This window comes from Photobacterium swingsii, assembly GCF_024346715.1.
Lineage (GTDB): Bacteria > Pseudomonadota > Gammaproteobacteria > Enterobacterales > Vibrionaceae > Photobacterium > Photobacterium swingsii.
In genome coordinates this window covers 2,231,704-2,256,551 of record NZ_AP024852.1, presented here as the reverse complement: position 1 = coordinate 2,256,551, position 24,848 = coordinate 2,231,704, and the positions used below count along the sequence as shown (strand labels likewise).

The window sequence follows — 24,848 nt, the reverse complement described above, 5'->3', positions numbered from 1 at the left end:
GGTTCTATAAAGCCGAATAAAGGGGGGGGAGTAGAGCGCCTAGTCAAGCGCAACATGTTCGCTGCGCCTAACTAAAATCGCATGTACTTATTGGCTTATACGCGCTTTAAAGCGAGCCTTTGTTGCTTCATCAGCTTGTGAATACCAATAGTTCAGCATGTTTTCGGCTGTGTTTTCACCCTGTGGTACAGGTGAAGTATTACTTGTTGTTGGTGCTGCTGGCGTAACAATAGCGGGTAGTGTTGTTACAGCGACGGCGCCAGCAAGAGCAGCCGGTTGAGATGTTTGGTTATAAGCTGCCATTTCTGCTTCAAAATCACGGCCAAATTGGATGCCGTTCTTGATTAGGCGACCTTGTTCAAACTCAGCTGCTTTACCGTTCGCATCGGTTAGGTTAATGACAGGCTTTTTATTAAAGCGGTTGCCCTCAATCTCGGAAGAAATCTTCGGAAGCTCTAGCGTGTAATTAGCATTTGTTCCACTGAATTTAATGATCATAACATTCGAGCTAAACAGCGCGTAATCGCCATTTTCGCGGTAACCACCCTCGTAGCGGAATGCGACTTGGTTAGTACCATCTTTTAGCGTTAAAGTGTCGTTACCTTCTGCACTCTTTCCATTTACGAGTACCAATTCAGCCGTTGATGGTAGCGCAAGAGTGACATCTGCCAGTGCAGGTAGGCTCGCACTTGCTGCTGCAAGCGCAATAAATGCGGTTCGAAGTTTCATATCTTATCCTTGAGTCAATGCGTGATATCGCAGCTTGATAATTTACACTGCTCACTTTAACAGAAAATGAATGTAACAAGAGATAGTATCGCCTAAATTGTTATATAGATTGATATTTCACCACTCTCTGATGAGCTCTCTTTCTCTGATATTTAGAAATTTTTTCGCCCTTTTGGATGATGGTAACGGTGGGAGTAAAGTGTTTTCTGAAAAAATTGTTCATTTCCTAGACATTGCTAAGCAAGTTATGCTTATATGTCACACAATAAAACACCGTTCACTTAATTGATAATGATGGTAAACCACTCACTCTGATGTTGTTTGGATCATGAGATTTATGTGATGTGTTTTGTTCCAGCTTGCAAACTGTAAATTAAAACAGCATTTAAATATAAAAATACGCCTGCATACTGACAGGCAATAATAAGAAATGGATTTATGAAAAAGACACTAACGCCTTTAGCCTTAGTCGGTGCGCTTGTTGCACCTATGGTCGTTGTTTCCAATGTGGCTGCTGAGCCAGTTGCATGGGATAAGCAAGATCAGACATGGTTAACACAAGAATCAGAGCATTTCTCAGTGAGCTTTCGTAATGGCCATGAGCAAGATGCCAGCCGCGTATTAGATATCGCCGAAAGAATACATACTGAATTACTCCCATTCTTCAAAACAGCGCCAAGCCTAAAGACACAGCTTGTTCTCGTTGATGACGTGGACATGTCAAATGGCTGGGCGACCCCTGTTCCTTATCCTCAAATTCGGTTGTACATGTCACCACCAAGTGAAGCGAGCAGTTTAAGCTCGAATGATGAGTGGATGCATACGCTACTGCGCCACGAATACACGCATATCATGCAGATGGAATTGGGTAATGGTGCCGTAAAAGGTATTCGCCATGTTCTAGGGCGACATGCCTTTTTGTTCCCACATGCGTTGACTCCAACCTTGCTTCTTGAGGGTTTAGCGGTTTATTTAGAAACTAATAAAGCCTTAGGTTATGGTCGCTTGCAAAGTAATCTATTCGATATGCAAATGCGAATGGAAGTTGCGGAAGGGAAGAAGTCTTTAAAACAAGTGGTTTCATCTGCCCGTGAGCTGCCATTCAATACACATTATCTTTATGGCGCGTACTTTTACGAGTATTTAGCGACAACCTATGGTGAAAAAGCCATTGAAGAATACATGCAAGACTATAGCCGTAAAGTTATTCCTTACTTCTTGATTAGTGGTTCAGCTAAAAGGGCGTTTGGGAAAGACTTTATGACGTTATGGCAAGATTTCGAGTCGTATTTAGATAAGAAATACTCGGCACAAATTGCCAGCCTTGAAACCAGTGCTGTTACAGGGCAAGACATTCAGACTAACGTTTTTCAGCAAATAACGGCGCCAAGCGAACTTGGGTTATTAGTGAATCGATCGAATGGTGAAGATCGACCAGAGCTAAGCACTTTAAAGCGACAACGTGGCGATGCTCAGTGGACGCCCGTAGTGCATACCAAGGGTATTTCTGCGCTGGATACACATCCGCAGGCTGGTATTGCAGCTTCACGCGCGATCAGCTATGCCGATGGACGTTTGACGAATGATATTTTTATCTACCAAGCGGGTAGCTGGACGCGTGTTACCAATCATTCGCGCTTCCAAACAGTACGTTGGATGCCTAATGGCCAGCAGTTAGTGACTAGTCGTAAAGTTGGTGGTCTCAGCGAGCTATGGTTGATCGACGCTAAACCTGACGGCCAGCAAGAAAAGCTGTGGCAAGGTGAAAAAGAGTTTGTGTTGGGTGACTATACAGTGACGGCTGATGGTACTGCGGTTATTGCTAGCTTGAAACGCCCACAGCAAGGTTGGAACCTCGAACGGTTTGATTTGACTACACGGACATGGCATGCATTAACAGACACGAAAGCAATTGAACGAACACCTGTCATGCTGCCTGACGGTCGTGTGATGTTCAGTGCTGACTATGATGGGGTTTATAACATTTATGCGATGGATGTTGAAACTGGCGAAGTAGAACAGTGGACCCGTGAAGTTGGTGGTGCTTTTGCGCCTCAATGGCAACCAGGGCTGGGCTTAGTGTATCAAGCTTATGGCTCTAATGGTTATACGCTACGTGAAATTATACAGCCTAGCGCTATAAAAACATTCACTATTGCAAGCCAGCAAGGGCGTTATGATTACCCGCCTGCGGTTGTCGATTCCGTGGAGAAATCACAGCCAAAACCCTACAGCGCGCTTTCAACCTTATACCCGCGAAGTTGGTTGCCTGTATTAAGTATTGATGACCAACAGTCATTGGTTGGTGCGACAACGTCTGGGACCGATGCGTTGAATCGCCACAGCTATCTAGTGTCAGCGAGTTGGGATTTCTCTAATAGCTTAGCCAACTACAATTTGCTCTATCAGTATGATACACGTTGGCTACTATCTGCATCGCGTAGTTATGAGTTTGAAAAGGCGAATAAAGAAAAGGATCAATATCGTATTACGAGTGAAGATAATATTGCCGTTCAGCGTGCGAATATTGTGAATGCTTTTGAAGACCAATTAAGCCTAAATGCAGGGGTCACTTGGAATCATGAAGCTGTGGAGTCTGAGCCAACCAATAGTACGTTGAAGCCATTTAATAGCACCAATGAAGCCTTAGTGGGTCTTGGACTTGTGTTTGATAATCGTGAAGGCTATCTGAATGTTCCTGGCACAGGGTGGGGACATTATGCTGATTTGATTGTTGAAACCAACGAGGCCTTTAAAACTGATTACCAAGGCCAGAAATATCAAGCTCAGTGGTTAGGAACATGGGACTTACCTTCTCGTATGACACTAACGGCCCGTTTAGGCGCAGGTTATGCCGATAGCGGGGCAAAAGCCTTTCGTTTAGGGGGGAATAAGACTGCAGAGGAAGCGGTACGCTTTGGTCGTGATACACAAGCATTGCGTGGCTATGATGACAATGTACAACGTGGACATCGTTACTTTACCCAGCGTTTGGAACTTGAATCTTGGCTTGGACGAGTTGAGAAAAACTGGGATCTTTACCCTGTTGGTTTAGGGGACATTTCGGGTTCGGTTTTTGTTGATTCTGGTGCGATGTGGGATAGTGGTCAAGAAAGGCAACAACTCACAGGTGCGGGTTTACAGTTAACCGTAGAAGCTAAGTTAGGTTATAACTTAACTTTACCTGTTTCGTTTGGTTATGCACGCGGCCTAGACAAAGACTTAGGTCAAGATAAGTTTTATGTGCAGCTAAAAGGTAACTTCTAATCGTAACTCTGATGCCTATAAGAGGCGATTAGTTAGACTTCTCCCTGAACAAAGAAGCCCAGTAAATACTGGGCTTCTTTTTATTCGTTAATTTGCGATTACTTCACGTAACACGCAAAACCTTTCAGGTAGAAACCTTCAGGGTAAGCACTGTCTAGTGGGTGATCGGCCGCTTGGCTGAAACGCTCAATAAACTGTACTTCACGGTGTGCATCAAGTGCTGCATCTGCAATGATTTTTTGGAATAAGTTGTTGTCCATTAAACCAGAGCAAGAGTAAGTTAGCAGTGTGCCACCAGGTTTCAATATCTGCATCGCTAGCATGTTGATATCTTTGTAACCACGGCATGCACCTACAAGCTGGTTTTTAGACTCAGCAAATTTAGGTGGGTCCATGATAACCACATCAAAAAGCTCACCGCGTTCACGGTATTCACGCAGTAACTTAAATACGTCAGCATTTAAGAACTCAGCGTTTTCAACTGGAAGGCCATTAATCTCAGTATTCAAACGTGCAGTATCCAGCGCATGCTGCGAAACATCAACGTTTACAACTTTGCTTGCGTTACCTTTTAGGGCATATAAACCAAAGCCACCTGTGTAACAGAAACAGTTGAGCACGCGCTTACCGTTTACGTATTTCACTGCAGCTTCACGGCTATCACGTTGGTCGAGGTAGAAACCCGTTTTGTGGCCACCCATGATATCTACATTGATTTTCACACCGTTTTCTTCAATAACCACAAATTGTGGTGGTTCTTGGCCTGCAAGTACGCCAGTGCGAAGTTTCAGACCTTCTTTTTTACGAACGGCTACATCTGAACGTTCGTAAATATTGCAATCTGGGTAGCATGTATTTAGCGCTTCAATCAGTGCGTCTTTTTGTGCTTCAGCACCGGCACTTAATAGCTGACAAACAAAGTAGTCTTGGTAACGGTCAATGGTGATACCTGGTAGACCATCAGATTCCGCTGCAATTAGGCGGTAGCCAGTTAGACCATCACGCTCAGCTAAAATGTCACGTAGACCTTGTGCTTTTTGAATGCGATTAATGAAGAAGTTAACGTCAACTTTTTCTTTTTTATCGAACGTCCAAACACGAACACGGATTTGAGATTGTGGTGAGAAAGCACCACGAGCAAGCCATTCGCCTTTGTGGTCGTAAACGTCAACTGTTTCACCCAGTTCAGGTTTACCTTCAATGCGTTGAATGCCGCGAGAAAAAATCCAAGGGTGACGGCGGCGAAGCGACTTTTCACGTCCCTTTACCAAATAAATAGATGCTGTCATGACGAGCCTAGTAGGGTATTCAGATTGGGGCGCATAATAGCAACTTCTGGTCTTAATACCAATCTGAACAATGTATTGAGCTTATTTGACGCGTATCGTGGTGTCAGGCAAGGAAAATGAAAGAGGGGACGTTGGGAGTAAGTGATGGGCTTTAAGTTAAAAAAACAAGCCGCTAAAGCGGCTTGTATATGAGGCTTTGACAGGTGCTTTGGTTAAGCCTTTAAACCACTCATTAATGATTCAAGTACATCAGCTTGTTGGTTTAATCTTTCGATCTCACCTGATGATGCCGCGATCATTTCCGCAATTTGACGAGATTGCTCACGCACTTGCTCTACACTATTAGCGATGTTGTCAGCTACAGCACCTTGTTGCTCAGCGGCAGCTGCAATTTCTGTACTACGATCGGATATCTGTTGGTTACGCTCGGTAATTTGCCCGATATCACTATCAACATTATCCATTAGTTGCTCACTGTTTGATGCATGACTAACGGTATTCTTCATCACAGACATTAGCTGCTGGCTATTCGCTTGCAGTGCTTCGATCATTTGCTGAATTTCGACCGTTGCACTTTGTGTACGACCAGCAAGGGTACGTACCTCGTCGGCAACCACGGCGAAACCTCGCCCTTGCTCACCTGCGCGTGCTGCTTCAATTGCCGCATTAAGGGCTAGCAGGTTGGTCTGCTCTGAAATGCTATTGATGGTTGTGACAACGTCATCGATTTTTGCTGCATTGCTATCAAGCTCGTTGACTGCATCAGAAGCTTGGTTAATTTCACCTGACAGGGTAGAGATAGCAGATTTGGTCTCATTGACTTGTTCACGGCCCTTTTCGCTCACCGCTTGTGCTTCACGCGTTTGATCAGATGTATCATGTGCATGCGTGGCAACTTCACGAATCGACGATGCCATCTCTTCTGTCGCGCTGGCAAGTGAGTCAAGGTGCTGCTGTTGACCAGAAGAAAGTGATTCACTTTGAAGAGTACTTTGACGTAGCTGGCTGCTGATCTGCTGCATTAAGGCAGTGGCTTCTTGTGTTGCTTGAACCAGTTTTTGTTCACGCTCAGCGACACGGTCGATAGTGATAGCTATCATGCTAAATTCATCACGTACTGGGAAGAAGTTTAATCGTCCCGTCAAATCACCGTCTGCTAAGCCTTGTAGGGCTTTATGCATGGTAAACATCGCACCGCCAATGAATGACATGATGTAATACACTGAAGCTAGCATGATGAGTAGTAAAGCTGATGAAAAACCAATTTGAAGTGGTGATAAATAGCTGAAAACACTTGGGGATTCAACCGCACTAATGCTGTAGTTCATTCCTTGAACGGTTGAAGAAATCTCGCCTGAACCTACCCGTAAACCACTATTGATAAGCAACGAATTTGCTTCTGTTCGATCCACTTGCTTGGCAGAAAGCAGTGCTGACATAGAGGCAACATGATTTGTTGTATTTTCAATACGGTGCTTACCCGCAGTATCGACTAGAATTGCACTGACGCTGATAACGGCAATAAAAGGCAGAAGAAAAAGCAGATAGAACTTTTCTTGTAGTTTCAGGTGAATAAGGTATTTATCAATCCATCGAAAAGCGACTTCTTTCATGTGTGTTCCTATATAAACGGTAGTATGCAGCTAGATAATAAAGCTGATAAATATATATCGTGCAGGTGAATGTAATCTTGAGGTGAGCCATGTCACAGATTTGTGTAAAAGCAAGGATAAAAGGACGAGTTCAAGGTGTTGGGTTTCGTTTTCATACCGCCCATCAAGGCTTAAAATATGGTTTAACAGGCTATGCGAAAAACTTGCCTGATGGTTCAGTTGAAGTGCTTGCGTGTGGTCATGAAGAGGCAGTAACACAGTTGCTGGCGTGGTTACAAGAAGGACCAAAAACATCTGTGGTAACAAGTGTAGAGGCGGATGAAGTGGAATGGCGCCACGTTGATGGTTTTGAAATATTGTAGAGGCAGGATAAAAAAGAGCAGCGATACCGTGAGGGGAAGCTGCTCGTTTTAAGCTAGATACATTTTACGGGCTTAGGCAGACCTGCAAGTTTAGTTGCTTGCTTTGCTGGCCCTTTAGGGAATAGCTTATAGAGGTAGCGAGAGCTGCCTTTTTCTTCACCGTACTTTTTCGCCATGGCCTTAACAAGCATACGAACAGCAGGGGAGGTGTTGAATTCTATATAGAATTCACGCACGAAATGAACAACTTCCCAATGTGCTTCTGATAGCTCGATGCTTTCTTCTTCTGCCAGCATAGGGACAAGTTCGGGTGTCCAATCCTCAACGTTTTTTAAGTAACCTTGAGCATCGGTTTCAATGGTTTTACCTTGGAATTCAAGCATGGTACGCCTCAACATTTGGAACGCTGCCAGAATAGTGATTCAAGGGAACTGCTGCAAGTAGAAGTTATTATTTTTCCTGTTCAGTAAGCTGAGACTCTTTTATTTGGCTGGTGGCGAGTCATGACACCTTGGTGCGAATTGCAGACATAAAAAATGCAGACATAAAAAAAGCACCTCGAAGGTGCTTTTTAAAATATCTAGTAGCGATTAATCGTCGCCACCCATGATGCCTAATAGTTGAAGTAGGCTCAGGAATAGGTTGTAGATAGATACATACAGCGTAACAGTAGCTGAAATGTAGCTTGTTTCACCACCGCGGATGATTGACTGTGTTGTCAGCAGAATTGCTGCTGAAGAGAACAGTACAAACATTGCGCTAATTGCTAGAGAAAGCGCAGGTAGTTGTAGGAAAATATTTGCGACTACAGCGGCAATAATTGCGAAGAAACCCGCCATTAGCATACCGTTAAGGAACGATAGGTCACGCTTAGTGGTTAGTGCGTAAGCAGAACAAGCAAGGAAAGTCAGTGCTGTACCACCTAGTGCAGTAATAATCGCATCACCCATACCTGCACCTAAGTACATGTTTAGGATTGGACCTAGGGTGTAACCCATAAAGCCAGTTAGTGCGAATGTAAAAACAAGACCCATTGAGTTATTACGGTTCTTTTCAGTTAAGAACATTAAGCCGTAAAAACCAACAAGCGTAATGATCAGGCCTGGATGCGGAAGGTTCATCGCCATTGCGAAACCAGCAACAACAGCAGACCAGACTAATGTCATTGAAAGTAAGAAGTAGGTATTACGAAGTACCTTGTTTGTAGAAAGCACGCTTTCGTACGCACCACTATGGTTGACACTACGATCGTTCATGAAGACTCCCCTTAGGGTTAATAATATTGTTATCTGTTAAGACATATATGGGGTTAAAAGTTCATTAATGCAAGTTTATAGCCGCATTTTATTACGAGTAACCCAGCTATGCCTCAGAGCTAGTGGCTAGATGATACTTAACATTTCGTTAGCGTGAGCGTCGAAGTTGTAAATGAATGTTACAGTTCACCATTTCTATGAGTGAAATCACAATTTGCATTGCAAGGAAAGAGCCCTCTGCTCAATGTATAACCAAAACAAAGGGCTGTGATACTATCGAGGCTAGTGCTAATGCAAGATCTGACTCAGGAAAAGCTGAGTGCGATCAGACTGAGGGTTATCAAAGAAGTCTTGTGGGTTATTTTCTTCAATGATTTCACCCTGATCCATAAATATCACGCGATCTGCGACTTGGCGTGCGAAGCCCATTTCATGTGTCACACATAGCATTGTCATCCCTTCATTAGCGAGCTCAACCATGACGTCTAATACTTCACGAACCATTTCTGGATCCAGTGCAGAAGTAGGTTCATCGAACAGCATGATTTGTGGATTCATGCAGAGCGAACGTGCTATCGCAACACGTTGCTGTTGGCCACCAGATAATTGGCCGGGGTATTTGTCAGCCTGATCAGGGATCTTCACGCGTTCGAGGTAACGCATGGCAATTTCATCGGCTTCTTTTTTAGGCATCTTCTTTACCCAAATAGGTGCCAGCGTGCAGTTCTCTAACACAGTTAAGTGAGGGAAAAGGTTGAAATGCTGAAAGCACATGCCCACTTCTTTTCTCACCAGCTCAATGTTTTTAAGATCGTCGGTTAGTTCGTTACCCGCGACTAATATTTTCCCTTTCTGGTGCTCTTCAAGGCGGTTAATACAACGGATCATGGTCGATTTACCTGAACCTGAGGGGCCACAAATAACGATTTTTTCGCCTTTAGTCACGTTAAGGTTGATGTTTTTTAGCACATGGAATTGCCCATACCACTTGTTGACATCTGTTAGCTGGATCATCGGATCCGTGATAATCGTGTTGTCTGTCATAATGCAGTCCTTGCTTAACGTTTATGGCCGGTATGCAGCTTATTTTCTAAATAAATGCTGTAACGAGACATACTGAAACAGAAAATCCAAAAGACGAGAGCAACAAAAACATAGCTCTCAGTGGCGAACCCAAGCCAATTGGGATCGGTATTCGCTGCTTGACCGATACCGAGTACATCGAACATACCTATGATGAGCACTAAACTGGTGTCTTTAAACAGGCCGATGAAGGTGTTTACAATCGAAGGGATTGTAATTTTTAATGCTTGCGGTAAAACAATTAGATACATTTTTCGCCAGTAGGTCAGCCCTAATGCATCTGCTGCTTCATATTGCCCTTTGGGGATAGCTTGTAAGCCGCCACGTACTACCTCAGCCATATATGCTGCGCTAAACATAACCACCCCAATTAAGGCTCGTACTAGTTTGTTCATTTCCATTTCACTAGTTAGGAACAGCGGTAACATCACAGATGCCATGAAGAGAACGGTAATGAGTGGTACGCCACGCCAAATCTCGATATAGACAGTACAAATGCTACGAATGATTGGCATGTCTGAACGTCTACCAAGAGCAAGAAATACCCCAATCGGTAGAGAGACAACTATCCCGACGATAGCAATGATCAGGGTGACTAATAGGCCGCCCCATAAATGTGTTTCAACAACTTCTAGCCCGAATAGACCACCATAGAGCAAGATGGCAGCAAAGAAGGGGTAGATATTAACGAATACGAGCCAAATCCATTTCCGACCCGGTGTGGACTCGATGGCTAATAACGCGATAAAAATGGCCAAGGTAAAGTAAAAAAGTTGCGGTCGCCATAACTGGTCTGAAGGGTAGAAACCAAACATAAACTGCTCAAAACGCACATTGATAAAAACCCAACATGCTCCTTCGCTAGTACAGTCATTTCGGGTTGTTCCTACCCAGTCTGCGGTTAAAAAAGCCCAATCGATAATATTCCAAAGGCCAACTAAGGTGATATAGCCGAGTACAAAGGTCAAAATCGTATTGAGTGTTGATGAGAACAGGTGTTTTCTCGACCAACCGACAATACCAATTGTATTGGATGGCGGCGGTAGATCAGGTTGGAATTGATGCTTACTCATACATTACCTCTCCACCAAAGCGACTTTGCTGTTGTAGATATTCATTAAGTACGATGTCACCAAACTTAATGTGAGGTAGACCCCCATCGTCATTGCAATAATCTCTATTGCTTGTCCTGTCTGGTTGAGTGTTGTACCTGCAAAAACTGAAACCAAATCGGGATAACCTATTGCCATAGCAAGCGATGAGTTTTTGGTTAAATTCAGATACTGGCTAGTGAGAGGTGGAATAATGATGCGAAGAGCTTGTGGAATCACGACAAAGCGGAGCGTTTTACCTTGCGGTAATCCCAGCGCTAAAGCGGCTTCTGTTTGACCATAACTTACGGCATTAATGCCTGATCGCACAATTTCAGCAATGAAAGAGGCGGTGTAAATACTCAGTGCTAATAACAGCGCAGCAAGTTCGGGCAGGATGCTGATCCCCCCGCGAAAGTTAAAGCCTTTCAGCTCTGGGTACTCAAGTGAAATTGGCATACCAGACACAAAATATGTCGCAAACGGTAAGGCAATTGTCAAAAGTAATACAGTACGTAAAATTGGTGATTGCTCACCTGTTAAGCGTTGTTTACGTGTGGCCCAAATTGCATAAGCAATACTGCATACTAAACCTATGAGGAATGCTAACCCTATCCAGATAGAACCCTGCTCAAAAACGGGCTTGGCAAAATACAATCCGCGAACATTAAGAAATACGCTTTCCCCAAAACTCAGGCTTTGGCGAGGAGAGGGCAGCACTTGCAATACGGCAAAGTACCAAAAAAAGATTTGTAGCAAGAGTGGAATATTACGAAAGGTTTCAATGTATACGGCCGCTAAACGACTAACAATCCAGTTGGACGACAGTCGAGCGATACCTATGATGAATCCCAGTATTGTCGCTAAAATAATGCCAAGTACAGACACTAGCGCAGTGTTGAGTAGCCCGACAATAAAAGTGCGCCCGTACGAGTAAGTTTCATTATATTCAATCAGGGTTAAGCCAATGCCAAAGCCTGCCTCTTGCTCTAGGAAGCCAAAACCTGTGGCAATACCGCGAGCATCGAGATTAGCGAGAGCATTACTGACGATGGTATACAAAAAGAAAAAGAGCCCAACAACGGCTAAAGCTTGAAAAATAATGGCACGAAAAGTGGGATTATATAACAAGCTTTGCTTCTTATCGGTTGGGAGTGATACTTCCGATGTATTTGTTGTTTTAGGAGCCATACAACAACCTCAGTCCCTAGGTGCTAAAAAGTGATGTGACGCAAGGTGATAGGTGTTAGGCGTGGACATTTAGCTAACGGGCTAAAACCTATAGTTAAAAAGAGAGGTGGCATCATGCCACCTCGCTATTTTTTATGATGATTAACGGATAGGTGCTGCGTAAAGAATACCGCCGTCTTTCCATAGCGCATTCAAGCCACGTTTGATTTCAAGCGGTGAGTTTTCTCCGATAGTACGATCGAAGCTCTCGCCATAGTTACCTACTTGTTTCACAATTTGGTAGCCCCAATCATCACGTAGCCCTAAGCCTTTACCTTTAGGGCCATCAAGACCAATAAGTCGACGAATGTTTGGATCATTCGATTTTTTCATTTCATCCACATTTGCTGAAGTGACACCGTATTCTTCAGCATTGATCATGGCATTAAGCGTCCACTTCACAATGTTGAACCACTGATCGTCACCTTGGCGAACAACTGGGCCGAGTGGTTCTTTCGAGATAATTTCCGGTAAAACAACGGCTGAACTTGGATCTTTAAGGTTTAAGCGAAGTGCGTATAGGCCTGATTGGTCTGTGGTCAATACATCGCAGCGACCAGAGTCAAACCCTGCTGAAGTTTGTGGTGCTGTATCGAATACAACCGGATTATATTTCATGCCGTTTACACGGAAGTAATCGGCAAGGTTAAGCTCTGTGGTTGTACCTGATTGCACACAAATAGCGGCGCCATCAAGCTCTTTGGCACTAGAGACTCCTAGTTCTTTTTTCACCATAAAGCCTTGACCGTCGTAGTAGCTTACGCCAGCAAAGTTAAGGCCTAATGAAGTATCACGGTGAAGTGTCCATGTTGTATTGCGAGATAGTACGTCAATCTCGCCTGATTGAAGGGCGGTGAAACGTTCTTTTGCTGTTAGTGGAATATATTTTACTTTTGACTTATCACCGACAGTTGCCGCCGCGATTGCTTGGCAAAATTCAACATCAATGCCTTCCCATTCACCTTTAGAGTTTGGGTTTGAAAAGCCAGGTAAACCAGCGCTCACGCCACACTGGACATAACCTTGTTTCATGACTTTATCTAGCGTGCCATCAGCTGAAGCATTAGCTGAAAATAGTGCAGTTGAGGTGGCGAGTACCGCAAAAACAACTGAAAATTTGTTAGCCATTAGTACCTTCCTTTGTAAGTTTGTGAAGCAGTAGAGCACTGTCACAATGCATAATGATGCAAGAAGCACCATGTCTTTTGTATATAGTAAACATACTGTTAACAAAACTAAGTATAGAAACAGATACGGGTTCGTCTAACATCGAGTGTCGAATTCCTCACATTTTTTTCATTTAAGCAAAGCTGAATAGAATGAATTGCTTGCAATTAGACTTAACAATAGAGATGAAAAAACGGATGAGGCGGATTGGTGGAGCGTTTTAATATACCTAAAAGCAATACATTGAAATTATATGTTGAACTAACCTCTTGTTTGACTAGATTCTGAGCGGTTGGCATTTTTTATTAGAATTAGAGCTTTACATGTTTTTCATGACTCTATATTATTCGCCGCACTTACGGAGAGATGGCTGAGTGGTTGAAAGCACCGGTCTTGAAAACCGGCATACGTTTATAGCGTATCTAGGGTTCAAATCCCTATCTCTCCGCCACATTCGAAAAAACCGCTGAAACTTCAGCGGTTTTTTTTCGCCTAAATTTTGTGATTAAAGATAGGGTGCCGAACCCTAGAACAGGGTTCACCTGAGCGAAGCGAAAGCACATTGCCCGTGCCGAAGGCGCGAAAAGGCAATAGCCCGAAGGGCGCGAGCTTGCGAGCAGTAAATCCCTATCTCTCCGCCACTTTCAAGAAAGGCGCTAATTTATTAGCGCCTTTTTTACGTTTGAGCTAAGTGGAAAGGATTTGTACCAAATCCGCCATACCTAAATTTCCCCACCATATTAGGAAAACAGCTAAACCTCTTCTTACTGGCGCCTTAGTAGCACGTTAGGCCTCTTTTATGATGAACACCTTCTGTGTAAATACTCTGTTGATAGTTAATAATAGTTCTGATGAAAGCATGCATATTAATAAAAAAGGTAAAAACAACAACCATGTAATTAGTTCATTATTATATCCATGGGCATAATTCTCAAAAGGAAAACGTAAGAAACCATTAACTAGAAACAAAGGCATTGAAATCTTACCAAAATATGCGAATACCTTGTAGGTGGTTGATGTAGGTTTCATTGTGGTTATTTTATCATAAGTAAATAAAATCAAGATTAAAAAAGCCATGAAATGGCTAATAAGGAAAAAATTAAAATGGAAATTACCTAAAGAAAATATAGCTAAGGCAATATACCCAAAGGACTTTGGTATATTTACCTTTTGTTTAGAACTCATGAGTATACCTAGAGCAAGAAGAGGGAAATGTCCTATTACTGTAAAAAATAAGCTAATACCAAATATTTCGCCAGAAAATAAATACATTATTATAATCGAGAGTATTAATGGTAGGGTCAAAATGATATTCCCATACTTATTTCTCATGTTAATAACAAAAGGGAATATTAAGTAAAATTGAAATATCATGGATAAAAACCACCATGGACCAACAAGAGAAAATCCTTGACCAGGATATAAGTTATATAACAATGTCAGTTTAAGTAGTATTGCATCATATGATGAAGCGATAAAAAGTATTACACCATCCATTCCCTTGCCTAATAGAAGTGGTTTTAATATTCCTATATATGAAATGTAAAACAGAATGCTAATTAAAAACATAGGGTATATTTTTATCAATCTGTTTTTCAAAAATGGTAGTGTTTCACATTGTTTATTTTCGTACTTTAATGCCAAGCCGTAAGCACTAAAGAAAACAAAGAACTGAACACCGAAATGTCCAAAGTATGAAAACATTGCTCTAAGTATACCTGATGGTTCATTTAAAAAAATATCGAATAGCGCGTAAATGGTGTTTTCATTAAAGTACATCTCATTTTCTTTAGGGGAGGGAAAGCGATGCATAAAGTTATGCGTGACAATTAATAGAATGCCTAATCCTTTATAGAGATTAACACTATCCTTATTTATTCCGTTCCACTTCATAGGCTTCCTTGTCATGCTTAGTGGCACAAAGTTTAAATTTAGTTATTTTGCTAACTATTAAGAATAGTTCAAATATATTGTAAATCAATTGACTTGTTTGGTTTCGTTGTCTAAGTTAAATTTGATGGTAGATGCTATTGTGAGTAAATTGCTATAGGCAAGGAGTGCTTCAATGAATAATATTAAATACCTGTTATTGTCTCTATTCATTGTGCTATTCACATCTGCTTTTTTTCTTTATGCAAATCAAAGCTTTTTATTTGGTCGAGACTCTGTTAATTTTTCAAGTGTCTTAGGTGTCTTTATACGCTCATCTATTGAGCTGAGCTTGATGTTTATTCTTTTATCCTTTTTTAGAAATAGATGGATTCGAGCGGGAATCAGCATACTATTTGCCCTGATATTAACCTTGGTGCTAAGTTTTGAGTTGAAGTATGGAGGTTTAAGTCACGGTATTGTTGCTTCCGTTATTGATTCTACAGTAAAGGAAAGCTATGAGTATGTTTTCTCTGTCAATCTAGGTGTTGAAGTTTTATTTTTTATTTTGTTGTTTATTTTGATGCTTTCTATCTCCAGCATTAAATCAAATTGCGTTTACTTTTTTTATATCCCATTGTTAATTTCATCTTTGTTAGTTTTATCTTTTTACCATAGTAAAAAAGAGCGCGATGACGGCGGTGAGAAAGAACCCTTGTTTGCGTATTCAAGTAACATTTTAAGCTTTGCAAATACAATAAAAGAAACATTTGAATTTATAGAAAGTGAAAAGGTTCCTATTGTAAATAAATGGTCTGCAGTTAAAGTTAGTGATGAAAATGTAAATTATGTGGTAATTATAGGTGAGTCGGTTCAGCAAAAAATGTTCAAAGATGAGGTCGTTTCACCAGCATTCTCCGAAATAACACAACATTGGCTTTCGTATACCAATGTTATTTCTCCTTCAAACTTAACTCGATTTTCTGTGCCAAGAATATTGAGTGTTAATAATAATGATAACGTGAATAAAAGCCTCAACATTATTGATTTAGCAGGTATGGCTAACTTAACGACACACTGGTTTTCAAATCAATCACAAACGGGCGTTCATGATTCTCCAATCGCTCAGCTATCGAGAAAAGCAGATCATGTGATTTATCATAGCTTCGATTTCAGTTTTGCTGGTTATGATTCCATTTTGCTTGACGACCTTAAATTTGCACTAACAAAAAACAGTGGCAATAATATGTTTTTTTTACACATGATGGGTTCACACCCCGATTTTTGTAATCGAGTTGAATATGATGAAGCCCATCCAAATTATATAAATCGAAATCAAAAATTATGTTACAAAGATTCGGTTCGTAGCTTAATCTACTTCATAGATGCGATAAGTAATATACTTTCTCATTACGATACGCCATATAAAATTGTTTACCTCTCAGATCATGGACTGACAGATATTAACGACTCACCATATAAAACACATGGAACAAAAAATAAATTCAGTCGAGATGCTGTTCATGTACCCTTTGTGTTTGTTGATTCAAGTATAGAGAGAGGTAATATTGAGTATGACGATAGGCTTTATTTCTTACGTGATTTTCCACATACCTTTGCAAGTTGGATTGGTGTAACGAGTGCTAACACTATGCCATCTCTCAGTATTGAAAAGTGCGACTCTTGTCAGGTGCCATATGTTTATGATGGAATTACCAAGAGACAGCTTAATTAGCAATTGCTTATCTAAAAAATAAGAGTGCAGTTAAAGAGGCCAGCACTTTAAATCGGCTGGCCACTGTCACGTAAAAGGATAAGCACTAAGTATTTGTAACGTGGTACTTATTGTTTTTTAAGTTGTAGGTAAGTCAGAACAGACAGGAAAGTGAAGAAAGCCGGATCACTCCAACCAAAACCAACAAAAATGCCTGTTACACCTGCATACACAGTAATGATCACCCCTAACATGTTCGAGATGAGTAAAGCGGTTAATAGTTTCTTAGCCGTAATACCTGCCTCGATGTCTTTCAACATTAAGCTAACAGCCGCAATACCCCCCAAGAAAATACTGGTATGTTGCGACAAGAAATACGCATATTGGTCGTTGATTTCGACGCCATACATAGGCCACATCATGCTTGGTACAAAAAACAGTGCCAATGCAAAAACAAAATAAATGCTGCCATGTAGTGTTAAAAATGTTTTGTTGGTCATTTTGCTACCTTATTGCTATGGCGATTAAGCCATTGGCCCTTTGTTGATGCTGGTTAGTGGTTCGTTTATGTCAAAAATAACGCCACGAACATCATTAACGCCCATTTTTTGTAAGCGTGCGGAATGCATTTCTAAATAGGCTTGGGCTGTTGCTTCATCTTCAAAAAAGTAGATGCCACCACCTAGCTTATCTTGCGCGCTTTCGGTCCAAATTTTCCAAATCATGCCGGGTTCTTGGTTGATAGACTCCGCTAAACCAACCAGTGCTGTTGCCATTTCTTCGCCAAATGGGCCATTAAAATCGAAATCAACTTGAAGTAATTTAGCCATGGGTATGTTTCCTTATAAATAAAAAATAGTCGATAAAGTTAGTGACCATATCGGCTGCCAGCTCTTTGCTATGGGTCTATTCTTATCTATAAAAAACGAACAGAAAAGTTCATAATGTTGCGGTTAACTGTGGAAAAATTAGACCAATGAGATTAAAGAGCACGTTAGAACAGTGGCTAACCCTGTATGAAATTGAGCGGGCAGGCAGCATTCAAGCAGCCGCAACGGCACTGAATAAGAGTCATACCACGCTGATATATGCAGTTAAAAAGCTGGAATCACAATTAGCGGTGTCCTTGGTAGAAGTACAAGGGCGTCGAGCTGTACTGACAGAAGACGGTAAATCGTTACTGCGTCGTGCTACAGCCATGCTAGAGCAAGCACGCGAACTGGAAGAAATAAGTGAGCAACTTGCAAAAGGATTTGAATCAGAAATCACCATAGCGGTTGATCACCTGTGTGATCTGTCATGGCTATACAGCCCGATGGCAGAGTTTGTGGCGCAGAACAGCACAACCTCGATTCAAGTTGTCGAGACATCTCTATCAAAAACGACGGATATGGTGGTTAATGAGCTAGCTGATATGGCCATCGTCAATTTGCCTATCACCAATTATCCAGCCGAAGCATTTGGCGTGACGTCTATGGTGCCTGTCGTGGCAGCGCATCATCCGTTAGCGTTGAAAGACACCTTATGTTTAGCGGATATGTCTACCACCACACAGATTGTTATTCGGGATTTAGGACGCACGCTTCACCAATCCGGCAAGCAAGACGTAGGCTGGTTGAAATCACGTCAGCGAATCACTGTCGATAATTTTGACCATGCTTTTCGTGCGGTGGAGCAAGGGGTAGGGTATTGCCGCCTTCCTGAGCATCTTGTGCAAAGTCGCCAGAACGACAGCGTCGTTGTACTGAAGGTTGAAAACGCCGATCAGTACCAAGTCCCTTTGCATTTAACGCTCCCCAAAGGCGCGAAAACTGGCCCCGCAGCAAAAAACTTTTATGATATTTTGCTACGCTCGGCCAGTTCAAGACGCTAACAATCTTTTATGCGCATTGCTTCACTTGCGCTGAATGCTTGCCAAGCAGTAACTGCGTAGGGGCATCTGGGTAAAAATCGCAAGGCGCAAAAATGTGCATGGGCCGCTCAGAATAAGGATGTCTGAACGTTAGCTCAGCGGCATGCAATTGAAGCCGTGGCGCCTTTGTGATGGCTGCTTCATGGGCATAGAACTGATCCCCTAAAATAGGGTGGCCGATTGCTTGAAGATGAACCCGGAGCTGGTGCGAACGACCTGTGGTTGGAAATAGCGCCAGTAATGTCGTTCCCTGATCTCGCGAGATCACCTTGTAGTGAGTCAGTGATGGCTTACCTGTATTGAAGCACACCTTTTGTAATGGTCGATTTTCCCAGTCGCAAGTTAACGGAAAATCAATCACCCCTTTGTTGTTTTCAACTTCTCCCCACACTCTTGCATAATAGAGTTTTTTGGTTTGCCTATGTTGGAATTGGCTTCGCATATGGCACTCAGCTTTCTTGCGAAGTGCGAGCACAATCAGGCCTGACGTTGCCATATCGAGGCGATGGATAATTTGAGATTGTGGATGCTCAGCCAATACGCGTGACCATACGCTGTCTTGGTGAGCGGGATCTCGACCTGGATTTGAAAGTAAACCTGATGGTTTGTTGATGGCAATAATATCTTTGTCTACGTATAAAACATCCAGCCATGGGGTCATGGGCGGATTATAGATAAAATCGGTCACGCAGTTTTTCTCCGATCAAGGGGAAGTCCCTCAATCACAATGTTGATCGAGCTATTTGATCTTTTTGGGGAGATCAATAAGGGTTGTTATGAGTTAAAACAGTTTGTCGAACACTGGGTGTGCTCGGTGTTTGTAATAAAAGGTGTTTTTAACAAACGACGTTCGTAAAAAGCCTAGTTATAAGAGATGTAATGGCTGCCGAGAGGTGTTCTTGCATGCAGGTATGAACTAGGTCTTGAATGTGGCGCGGATTCTACTCCAACATGCTCGAATGTGGGAATAATATTTTCATCTTTTTTATGTAAAGAGTGAGCAGCCGTTTGTAGCCATCGTGATGGTTTTGAATTCGCGACTGGCTGCTCATTGTCTACTGTGAACTTTTAGGTGTTAAGCGTAGTTTCACTGTCAGCACAACAACTGTTATTCGAAGGCGTTTCTACATTCACGTTGCTATTGGAAACGAGCAAGGTTTGCGTTAAGCATTGCTCCGTTAATGCCAAATAATAACCAAGACTTGGGTGTACTAAGGCCTCTTCTTTGCCTAGATCATCAAACAGCCGCACTTGTATGGCGTCTTTAAAATAGGGCTCAGCTTCGAATTGATTCACTTCTTGCTCACTCATTAAGCCCCCCTGAACATGTAGTGTGTCTTTAGAGGCTTGGCTGAGTTTAGCCAGATAACCGGGCTTCACCGTACATAGGTAGCGCTTTGCCGCGACATGAAGCTGAATGGGGTCTAGGATACTACTTGGCAGATAAGGGCGAAGAAAATCAGCGCCAATATCTTCATGGAAACCGTCTATGCCGTTTTTCGTAATATCTTCAGGCAACCCTAAAATTAAGTGACCAAAATCATGTAAAAAAGCGGCGACAACCAACTCGCGAGTGCCGTTTTTCTTTTCGGCAAAGTAAGCGGATTGCATCATGTGCTCTGCCATAGAGATACGTTCGCCGTAGGCGACATGACCGTTCTCGATGAACTGCTGGTGGATAAAATCGATAACTTTCATTATCGCTCTCCTTGAATGGTACGCATGGTACTCAGTAAGGAGTCTTTGTCGGCATAACAACCCTGTAAGTGACGCTCGCCTATTGCGGCCACCTCACGGCCATGCAGAACGCGTTCGTTATCAAACATCATTAATTCGCCAGGCTCTAGCTTGCAGGTGAACTTGCATTCTTCACTGTGTAGCACTTCCATAAAGCATTGGTAGGCCTCATAAAAAGCGCGCTGTTCATTGAATGGTAAGCGGATAGTTTGAATCGAACGGTTGTTAATGCGTACTTTCGTAACCTTACCTTGAGTATCTGTTTCAATAATGCTGCCGCTGCTTTGCAGATCGACTTCGGCACTTTTAAAGCGGTAGCTCAGTATGGTGCGGTTCAACATGTCGAAGTGATGTTTATATTGTTCTTTTACTATTTGCGCGGCATAAAACCCATCGGCTAGGGCGGTGATCCCACCTTCAGGTGCCGCCACCAAACAATGTAATAACTGCAAGCTAGGCACAGGGTGACGATAAGGGTTATCTGTATGCAAGCTCAGCGGTTTAGGCGTAAAAGCTAGATTCTCAGGGTTCTCTTTGGTGATGACCTCGAAATATTTACCGTAATTGGTTTCACGAACGTAACCGAATTTATCAACCACTTCTAGTAGTTGCTGATCGTGATTAGGCACATGATGAAGGAACGCAATGCCATGCGTATTAACATGATTAAGCCACTGATATTTTGACTCTGGCTTATCAAGGTCGCGATAATCAACACTGACTGCGGCTTGATCTAATTGGCTTCCCCATAACGTCATACCCTCATCAGTATTTGTCGTGTGGCTCATGGCTTCAGAAGGAAATAGAAGTGCGTGCGGGTAGACAGATTGATGGCCATCTTGCCATTCAACAAAGAGCTGATCGTTATCGTATTGGGCATCAAGGATCTGAATGTCGAGATTAAGGTTAATGACTTCTTGTAGTCGTTGCCCTGATGGGTGAAGACACTCTGCGCATGGGCAGTTATCACGTAGCCAGAAGAAATGAAATGGCGTGTTGTTAACCGTTAAGTGGTTGTCAAAAATCGATAATACATTCATGTTAATACTACTTCTAATTAGCTTCTGTTTTCAGTGCGAGATTCAAAATGCGCAGACCATTTTTTCAAAACAGCAGCGCGGTCATTAGCCATGGCATTAAAATCAATATCAGCAATGGCGGATTCAACATCGGGGTAGTTTTTCACATTGCCGTTGACCTCTTTATGGGCCACGACAGGGTAGACAGTGTTATAAAGCTCGTTGGCTTCTTTTGAGACAGACCAGTTCACCAAGGCTTGTGCGGCTTTAGAGTCGGTGTTCACCAAGGCGACCGCTTCGGTATCCCAGCCAATCCCTTCTGGCAGTATCAAATCAATAGGAGCCCCTTGTGATTTGAGCTTGGCGGCGCGAAGCGCGAACGAGATACCAATCACCGTTTCCCCTTGGGCAGATTCAACACAAGGCTTTGAGCCTGAATGGGTATATTTGGCGATGTTATTGTCTAATCGCGTCATGTAATCCCAACCTTGTTCGCTCCCCATTGTTTGTAACCATGCCGAGACTTGGGTATAGCCCGTACCTGAAGAACTTGGGTTTGGCATCACAATGTGGCCTTTGTAAATTGGTTTGGTGAGATCTTCCCATGTGGTTGGCTTTGGCAAGTTAAGCTGCTTGGCGATAATTTCGTTAAAGCAGACAACGTTGAAAAAAGCGTCGTGGCCATACCAAGCTTGATTGGCTTGAGGATCGAGCATAGTAGGTTTTAATGATTGCACACCCACAGGGGTAAAAGGCTTGATGACGCCTTGCTCTTTAAGTAGTGCAAGCGAAGAGCCAGCCAGTCCCCAAATAACATCGGCTTGTGTATTTTTCCCTTCTGCAAGCAACTTCGCGGTGATGACACCGGTTGAATCTCGGACCCAATTAATGTCGATATCAGGATGGCTTTTTTGAAATGTATTTTTAAAATCGGCCAACAAGTCGGTTTCAAAAGCGGTATAGACAGTGATTGTTTCTTTTGCGTAAACGTGGGCTGACGTAGCAAGTAATAGGGTTACGCCGAGGCAATGTGCAAGTTTCATTTTCCATCCTTAGTCATTGTGAGCTTGGTGATAATAAGAGTGGTTAATGAAGGCTAAGTGTGATTTTTGTTACGAATTGGTTAATGGTTTTCTTTGGGGAGGATGAGTGCGTTTTTACTATCAGGTGTTATACCGAAAAGTAGCGCGGTTTCGTATGAATAACGTACACCAGCTTGCCAGGTTTGATCGATGAAACAACGGCTTGTATAAATGCTGTTCGCTTGAGCTTTAATTTAAGAATTAACGGTTTACAGCATCCGAGGGAAAACCTACTATAAGCGCCATGGAGAGATGGCTGAGTGGTTGAAAGCACCGGTCTTGAAAACCGGCATACGTTTGTAGCGTATCTAGGGTTCAAATCCCTATCTCTCCGCCACATTCAAGAAAGGCGCTAATTTATTAGCGCCTTTTTTACGTTTGGGCGAAGTGGAAAGGATTTGTACCAAATCCGCCATACCCAAAGCGCTCCGCCATATTCGAAAAAACCGCTGAAACGTCAGCGGTTTTTTTTCGTCTAAATTTTATGATTAGAGATAGGGTGCCGAACCCTAGAGCAGGGTTCACCTGAGCGAAGCGAAAGCACATTGCCCGTGCCGAAGGCGCGAAAAGGCAATAGCCCGAAGGGCGCGAGCTTGCGAGCAGTAAATTCCTATCTCTTTGTTGATGGAATGAGTAAGTGTAGATGGCACTTTCTAACTCGCTTTTGCCCCAAAGTTTGATAGATATAAATATTCAATAGGCTTTTTTTCACAAAGAATACAGTCAATAATTTTGACTTGAACTAACAATGATTACTGTGAGAATGGCACTTCTAACCAAAAAGTAACATTGTTAGCTCTGTAAGTGGTTAGCGTTGATTCATCTGCGCCTGAACCGAAGTTGCGCCAAGGTGGGTAATACGATAAGGTTTTCCACCTTTCGAGCTGATCAGTTTTTTACTTTTCAACTTCTTAAAAGTGTCTATTTTACAATCAGATAGACCATAACCTTCTCTCGTAAAACAGGTGATTTCAGCTAACTTTCCAGCGTCATCTAGGTAGCGACGAATTTCGCCACCCATTGCTAATGTATGAAGCACTCTTTGTTCTTGCTTTGAAATATTCAAAGGATTTCTCCGTTTATATTGCTAAGTTTTCCTCATGGTTGAGTTGGAGTGTGTGTTTGTCGATCGCAGTATCAAACACGGTGTCTATACAATGCTAAGTAGTGTTTTAGTCAAAAATTGCCTTTTACTTTTTCTAGATTCATGGAAGCCGCGAAGACTTCTGATTAAAAACGATTTGATATGAGAGATGAAGCCTCTACTTCCACTCTTAGATTTGATCGTCTGGGTTGCTCCACATAATTGGGTTAGCGAATACACCTTTAATGGTTGATGAAGATTTGCCAATGCCCTCAAGCACCCCTTGTGTTAATTCACGAGCAAACCAAAAGTCAGGTGATTCACCTGTGCCGACAGGTAATTCAACATTATGTTTGGCGTTAAAACGGCGAGCATAATGTTTTGGATCTCCGAGAACAAAGACGACATCAGCGTCTAATTCGCTCTCAGCTTGTTCCATTAATTTTGTCGCATAACCTTTACCTTGATGTTCTGGTCGTACTGCTAACGGAGCTAATACAAAGCACTTTAGATTGGGCGCTTTATCAATTGTGATTGGGGTGTAGCATGCGTGTGCAACTCCCTGATATACGATTGAATAGTTACCCTCTGCAATTAAATCTTCTGCAAATTGAGCGTACAATTTTGCATGTGCTTCTGTGTAAAAATCATCTGCATTAAAGGCTTCAAATTGAATTTGATAAGGTGTTTTCATTGTTTTATTCCTTTCATTTAAATACCAACCAGTTGGTATGTTTGTTATTGTTAAAAAAATCACGCATTAATACGTGATTTCAATAGGTTACTGGCAGTATTTTTTTGTGAACTCTATCTGGATTGCTTCGATAGGAAAATCATCATTTAACAAGTAGTTCATGGCTATGCCGTCAATCTCAGCAATAAACATCTTTGTGATTATTGTTGGATTATCGTGTCCTAACCTGCGAAAAACCTCTTCAGTTGAGGCTTGCAGGCCCTGATACCTCTCTTCAATAAGATCGGCAACGATAGCCCGTGTTACTGGGTGAACCATGACATTAAAGTTGAACTGGTACATCAATCGGTGTTCAGGAATTGTCATTCCGTCAAAGACCGACTTAATCAGCGATGACAACACATCATCTTCAATGTGTTGATCTTGCTTATCTGCTTCTTCTATAAACTCAGTGATATAAAGAAATACCGCTCTTAAAATCTCATCTTTATTCTTAAAGTGATGGAAGACTGTTCCCTTTGAAACTTCCGCAACTTCACAGATAAGTGAGACAGGCGTTTTCTCAAACCCTTGGCTCGCAAACAACTCAGTTGCTGCTTCAATGACTCTTTGCTTTCTACTCATTTGTCTTCCCAAAAAATAAAAAACCG

23 protein-coding genes and 2 tRNA genes are annotated in these 24,848 nt (G+C 42.3%); 6 read left to right on the top strand and 19 right to left on the bottom strand.

Annotated features, from left to right (window positions below):
- Positions 1 to 87: 87 nt before the first annotated feature.
- The gene (locus tag OCU77_RS10440; RefSeq protein WP_048900665.1) at positions 88 to 729 is read right to left on the bottom strand and encodes a YccT family protein; all 642 of its coding nucleotides are present in this window, start codon (positions 727 to 729) and stop codon (positions 88 to 90) included.
- A gap of 438 nt (positions 730 to 1,167) precedes the next feature.
- Here OCU77_RS10440 and OCU77_RS10435 point away from each other — a divergent pair, with 438 nt between their 5' ends.
- A complete protein-coding gene (locus OCU77_RS10435; RefSeq protein WP_048900664.1) occupies positions 1,168 to 3,996 on the top strand; it encodes a WD-40 repeat protein in 2,829 nt (942 codons plus the stop codon).
- A gap of 98 nt (positions 3,997 to 4,094) precedes the next feature.
- Here OCU77_RS10435 and OCU77_RS10430 read toward each other — a convergent pair whose 3' ends face one another.
- Both OCU77_RS10430 and OCU77_RS10425 read right to left on the bottom strand, forming a co-directional pair.
- Complete coding sequence (locus OCU77_RS10430; protein WP_048900663.1) at positions 4,095 to 5,285, bottom strand: class I SAM-dependent methyltransferase; 1,191 nt, start codon at positions 5,283 to 5,285, stop codon at positions 4,095 to 4,097.
- Positions 5,286 to 5,497: 212 nt separating this feature from the next.
- On the bottom strand, positions 5,498 to 6,898 hold the full coding sequence (locus OCU77_RS10425; RefSeq protein ID WP_048900662.1) for a methyl-accepting chemotaxis protein: 1,401 nt from the start codon (positions 6,896 to 6,898) through the stop codon (positions 5,498 to 5,500).
- 89 nt (positions 6,899 to 6,987) lie between these two features.
- Between OCU77_RS10425 and yccX the strand changes: the two genes are divergently transcribed.
- Complete coding sequence (gene yccX, locus OCU77_RS10420; protein ID WP_048900661.1) at positions 6,988 to 7,260, top strand: acylphosphatase; 273 nt, start codon at positions 6,988 to 6,990, stop codon at positions 7,258 to 7,260.
- A gap of 53 nt (positions 7,261 to 7,313) precedes the next feature.
- Here the strand turns inward: yccX and OCU77_RS10415 are convergent, their stop codons facing one another.
- The 6 genes from OCU77_RS10415 to OCU77_RS10390 form a co-directional block, all read right to left on the bottom strand.
- Positions 7,314 to 7,643, bottom strand: coding sequence for a TusE/DsrC/DsvC family sulfur relay protein (locus tag OCU77_RS10415; protein WP_048900660.1), 330 nt, complete (start codon positions 7,641 to 7,643; stop codon positions 7,314 to 7,316).
- Positions 7,644 to 7,850: 207 nt separating this feature from the next.
- Positions 7,851 to 8,516 (bottom strand): Bax inhibitor-1/YccA family protein, encoded by a 666-nt coding sequence (locus tag OCU77_RS10410; protein ID WP_048900659.1) that lies wholly within the window; start codon positions 8,514 to 8,516, stop codon positions 7,851 to 7,853.
- Between the two features lie 288 nt (positions 8,517 to 8,804).
- Positions 8,805 to 9,560 (bottom strand): amino acid ABC transporter ATP-binding protein, encoded by a 756-nt coding sequence (locus OCU77_RS10405; protein ID WP_048900658.1) that lies wholly within the window; start codon positions 9,558 to 9,560, stop codon positions 8,805 to 8,807.
- A gap of 14 nt (positions 9,561 to 9,574) precedes the next feature.
- The gene (locus tag OCU77_RS10400) at positions 9,575 to 10,672 is read right to left on the bottom strand and encodes an amino acid ABC transporter permease (protein ID WP_048900657.1); all 1,098 of its coding nucleotides are present in this window, start codon (positions 10,670 to 10,672) and stop codon (positions 9,575 to 9,577) included.
- Between the two features lie 3 nt (positions 10,673 to 10,675).
- A complete protein-coding gene (locus OCU77_RS10395) occupies positions 10,676 to 11,881 on the bottom strand; it encodes an amino acid ABC transporter permease (RefSeq protein WP_048900656.1) in 1,206 nt (401 codons plus the stop codon).
- A gap of 141 nt (positions 11,882 to 12,022) precedes the next feature.
- Positions 12,023 to 13,048, bottom strand: a complete 1,026-nt coding sequence (locus tag OCU77_RS10390) for an amino acid ABC transporter substrate-binding protein (protein ID WP_107302490.1) — start codon at positions 13,046 to 13,048, stop codon at positions 12,023 to 12,025.
- A gap of 399 nt (positions 13,049 to 13,447) precedes the next feature.
- Here OCU77_RS10390 and OCU77_RS10385 point away from each other — a divergent pair.
- Positions 13,448 to 13,538 (top strand) — tRNA-Ser (locus OCU77_RS10385).
- A gap of 335 nt (positions 13,539 to 13,873) precedes the next feature.
- On the opposite strand, the gene OCU77_RS10380 is transcribed toward OCU77_RS10385, so the two are convergent.
- A complete protein-coding gene (locus OCU77_RS10380; protein ID WP_048898484.1) occupies positions 13,874 to 14,980 on the bottom strand; it encodes an acyltransferase family protein in 1,107 nt (368 codons plus the stop codon).
- Between the two features lie 172 nt (positions 14,981 to 15,152).
- Between OCU77_RS10380 and OCU77_RS10375 the strand changes: the two genes are divergently transcribed.
- Positions 15,153 to 16,691, top strand: a complete 1,539-nt coding sequence (locus OCU77_RS10375) for a sulfatase-like hydrolase/transferase (protein WP_048898485.1) — start codon at positions 15,153 to 15,155, stop codon at positions 16,689 to 16,691.
- A 107-nt stretch (positions 16,692 to 16,798) separates the two neighbouring features.
- On the opposite strand, the gene OCU77_RS10370 is transcribed toward OCU77_RS10375, so the two are convergent.
- Positions 16,799 to 17,170: a hypothetical protein gene (locus tag OCU77_RS10370; protein ID WP_048898486.1), complete on the bottom strand. Its 372-nt coding sequence runs from the start codon at positions 17,168 to 17,170 to the stop codon at positions 16,799 to 16,801.
- A 24-nt stretch (positions 17,171 to 17,194) separates the two neighbouring features.
- Positions 17,195 to 17,500 carry a monooxygenase gene (locus tag OCU77_RS10365; protein ID WP_048898487.1) on the bottom strand — a complete coding sequence of 102 codons (306 nt, stop codon included), beginning with the start codon at positions 17,498 to 17,500 and terminating at the stop codon, positions 17,195 to 17,197.
- A 146-nt stretch (positions 17,501 to 17,646) separates the two neighbouring features.
- Between OCU77_RS10365 and OCU77_RS10360 the strand changes: the two genes are divergently transcribed.
- On the top strand, positions 17,647 to 18,543 hold the full coding sequence (locus OCU77_RS10360) for a LysR family transcriptional regulator (protein WP_048898488.1): 897 nt from the start codon (positions 17,647 to 17,649) through the stop codon (positions 18,541 to 18,543).
- A 7-nt stretch (positions 18,544 to 18,550) separates the two neighbouring features.
- On the opposite strand, the gene OCU77_RS10355 is transcribed toward OCU77_RS10360, so the two are convergent.
- The 4 genes from OCU77_RS10355 to OCU77_RS10340 form a co-directional block, all read right to left on the bottom strand.
- Positions 18,551 to 19,270 (bottom strand): RluA family pseudouridine synthase, encoded by a 720-nt coding sequence (locus OCU77_RS10355; protein WP_244915153.1) that lies wholly within the window; start codon positions 19,268 to 19,270, stop codon positions 18,551 to 18,553.
- Between the two features lie 380 nt (positions 19,271 to 19,650).
- A complete protein-coding gene (locus OCU77_RS10350) occupies positions 19,651 to 20,280 on the bottom strand; it encodes an HD domain-containing protein (RefSeq protein WP_107302489.1) in 630 nt (209 codons plus the stop codon).
- Positions 20,280 to 21,359 carry a TauD/TfdA family dioxygenase gene (locus OCU77_RS10345; protein ID WP_107302488.1) on the bottom strand — a complete coding sequence of 360 codons (1,080 nt, stop codon included), beginning with the start codon at positions 21,357 to 21,359 and terminating at the stop codon, positions 20,280 to 20,282. The genes OCU77_RS10350 and OCU77_RS10345 overlap by 1 nt, the downstream gene beginning before the upstream one ends.
- Before the next feature lie 17 nt (positions 21,360 to 21,376).
- The gene (locus tag OCU77_RS10340; RefSeq protein ID WP_048898489.1) at positions 21,377 to 22,381 is read right to left on the bottom strand and encodes a putative 2-aminoethylphosphonate ABC transporter substrate-binding protein; all 1,005 of its coding nucleotides are present in this window, start codon (positions 22,379 to 22,381) and stop codon (positions 21,377 to 21,379) included.
- 285 nt (positions 22,382 to 22,666) lie between these two features.
- Here OCU77_RS10340 and OCU77_RS10335 point away from each other — a divergent pair.
- Positions 22,667 to 22,757: transfer RNA gene (locus OCU77_RS10335), tRNA-Ser, on the top strand.
- A 471-nt stretch (positions 22,758 to 23,228) separates the two neighbouring features.
- Here OCU77_RS10335 and OCU77_RS10330 read toward each other — a convergent pair.
- From OCU77_RS10330 to OCU77_RS10320, 3 genes are all read right to left on the bottom strand, one after another.
- Positions 23,229 to 23,486 carry a YjhX family toxin gene (locus OCU77_RS10330; RefSeq protein WP_048898490.1) on the bottom strand — a complete coding sequence of 86 codons (258 nt, stop codon included), beginning with the start codon at positions 23,484 to 23,486 and terminating at the stop codon, positions 23,229 to 23,231.
- A 208-nt stretch (positions 23,487 to 23,694) separates the two neighbouring features.
- Entirely contained in the window at positions 23,695 to 24,198 is a 504-nt protein-coding gene (locus OCU77_RS10325) for a GNAT family N-acetyltransferase (RefSeq protein ID WP_048898491.1), read from the bottom strand.
- 87 nt (positions 24,199 to 24,285) lie between these two features.
- Positions 24,286 to 24,822: a TetR/AcrR family transcriptional regulator gene (locus OCU77_RS10320; protein WP_048898492.1), complete on the bottom strand. Its 537-nt coding sequence runs from the start codon at positions 24,820 to 24,822 to the stop codon at positions 24,286 to 24,288.
- Between the last annotated feature and the right edge of the window lie 26 nt (positions 24,823 to 24,848).

Coding starts and splice junctions, on each gene's coding strand:
- OCU77_RS10390 (WP_107302490.1), bottom strand. CDS start 13,048: ATGGCTAACAAATTTTCAGTTGTTTTTGCGGTACTCGCCACCTCAACT.
- OCU77_RS10400 (WP_048900657.1), bottom strand. CDS start 10,672: ATGAGTAAGCATCAATTCCAACCTGATCTACCGCCGCCATCCAATACA.
- OCU77_RS10370 (WP_048898486.1), bottom strand. CDS start 17,170: ATGACCAACAAAACATTTTTAACACTACATGGCAGCATTTATTTTGTT.
- OCU77_RS10320 (WP_048898492.1), bottom strand. CDS start 24,822: ATGAGTAGAAAGCAAAGAGTCATTGAAGCAGCAACTGAGTTGTTTGCG.
- OCU77_RS10435 (WP_048900664.1), top strand. CDS start 1,168: ATGAAAAAGACACTAACGCCTTTAGCCTTAGTCGGTGCGCTTGTTGCA.
- OCU77_RS10430 (WP_048900663.1), bottom strand. CDS start 5,285: ATGACAGCATCTATTTATTTGGTAAAGGGACGTGAAAAGTCGCTTCGC.
- OCU77_RS10340 (WP_048898489.1), bottom strand. CDS start 22,381: ATGAAACTTGCACATTGCCTCGGCGTAACCCTATTACTTGCTACGTCA.
- OCU77_RS10395 (WP_048900656.1), bottom strand. CDS start 11,881: ATGGCTCCTAAAACAACAAATACATCGGAAGTATCACTCCCAACCGAT.
- OCU77_RS10375 (WP_048898485.1), top strand. CDS start 15,153: ATGAATAATATTAAATACCTGTTATTGTCTCTATTCATTGTGCTATTC.
- yccX (WP_048900661.1), top strand. CDS start 6,988: ATGTCACAGATTTGTGTAAAAGCAAGGATAAAAGGACGAGTTCAAGGT.
- OCU77_RS10345 (WP_107302488.1), bottom strand. CDS start 21,359: ATGAATGTATTATCGATTTTTGACAACCACTTAACGGTTAACAACACG.
- OCU77_RS10415 (WP_048900660.1), bottom strand. CDS start 7,643: ATGCTTGAATTCCAAGGTAAAACCATTGAAACCGATGCTCAAGGTTAC.
- OCU77_RS10405 (WP_048900658.1), bottom strand. CDS start 9,560: ATGACAGACAACACGATTATCACGGATCCGATGATCCAGCTAACAGAT.
- OCU77_RS10325 (WP_048898491.1), bottom strand. CDS start 24,198: ATGAAAACACCTTATCAAATTCAATTTGAAGCCTTTAATGCAGATGAT.
- OCU77_RS10360 (WP_048898488.1), top strand. CDS start 17,647: ATGAGATTAAAGAGCACGTTAGAACAGTGGCTAACCCTGTATGAAATT.
- OCU77_RS10425 (WP_048900662.1), bottom strand. CDS start 6,898: ATGAAAGAAGTCGCTTTTCGATGGATTGATAAATACCTTATTCACCTG.
- OCU77_RS10365 (WP_048898487.1), bottom strand. CDS start 17,500: ATGGCTAAATTACTTCAAGTTGATTTCGATTTTAATGGCCCATTTGGC.
- OCU77_RS10410 (WP_048900659.1), bottom strand. CDS start 8,516: ATGAACGATCGTAGTGTCAACCATAGTGGTGCGTACGAAAGCGTGCTT.
- OCU77_RS10440 (WP_048900665.1), bottom strand. CDS start 729: ATGAAACTTCGAACCGCATTTATTGCGCTTGCAGCAGCAAGTGCGAGC.
- OCU77_RS10350 (WP_107302489.1), bottom strand. CDS start 20,280: ATGAAAGTTATCGATTTTATCCACCAGCAGTTCATCGAGAACGGTCAT.
- OCU77_RS10380 (WP_048898484.1), bottom strand. CDS start 14,980: ATGAAGTGGAACGGAATAAATAAGGATAGTGTTAATCTCTATAAAGGA.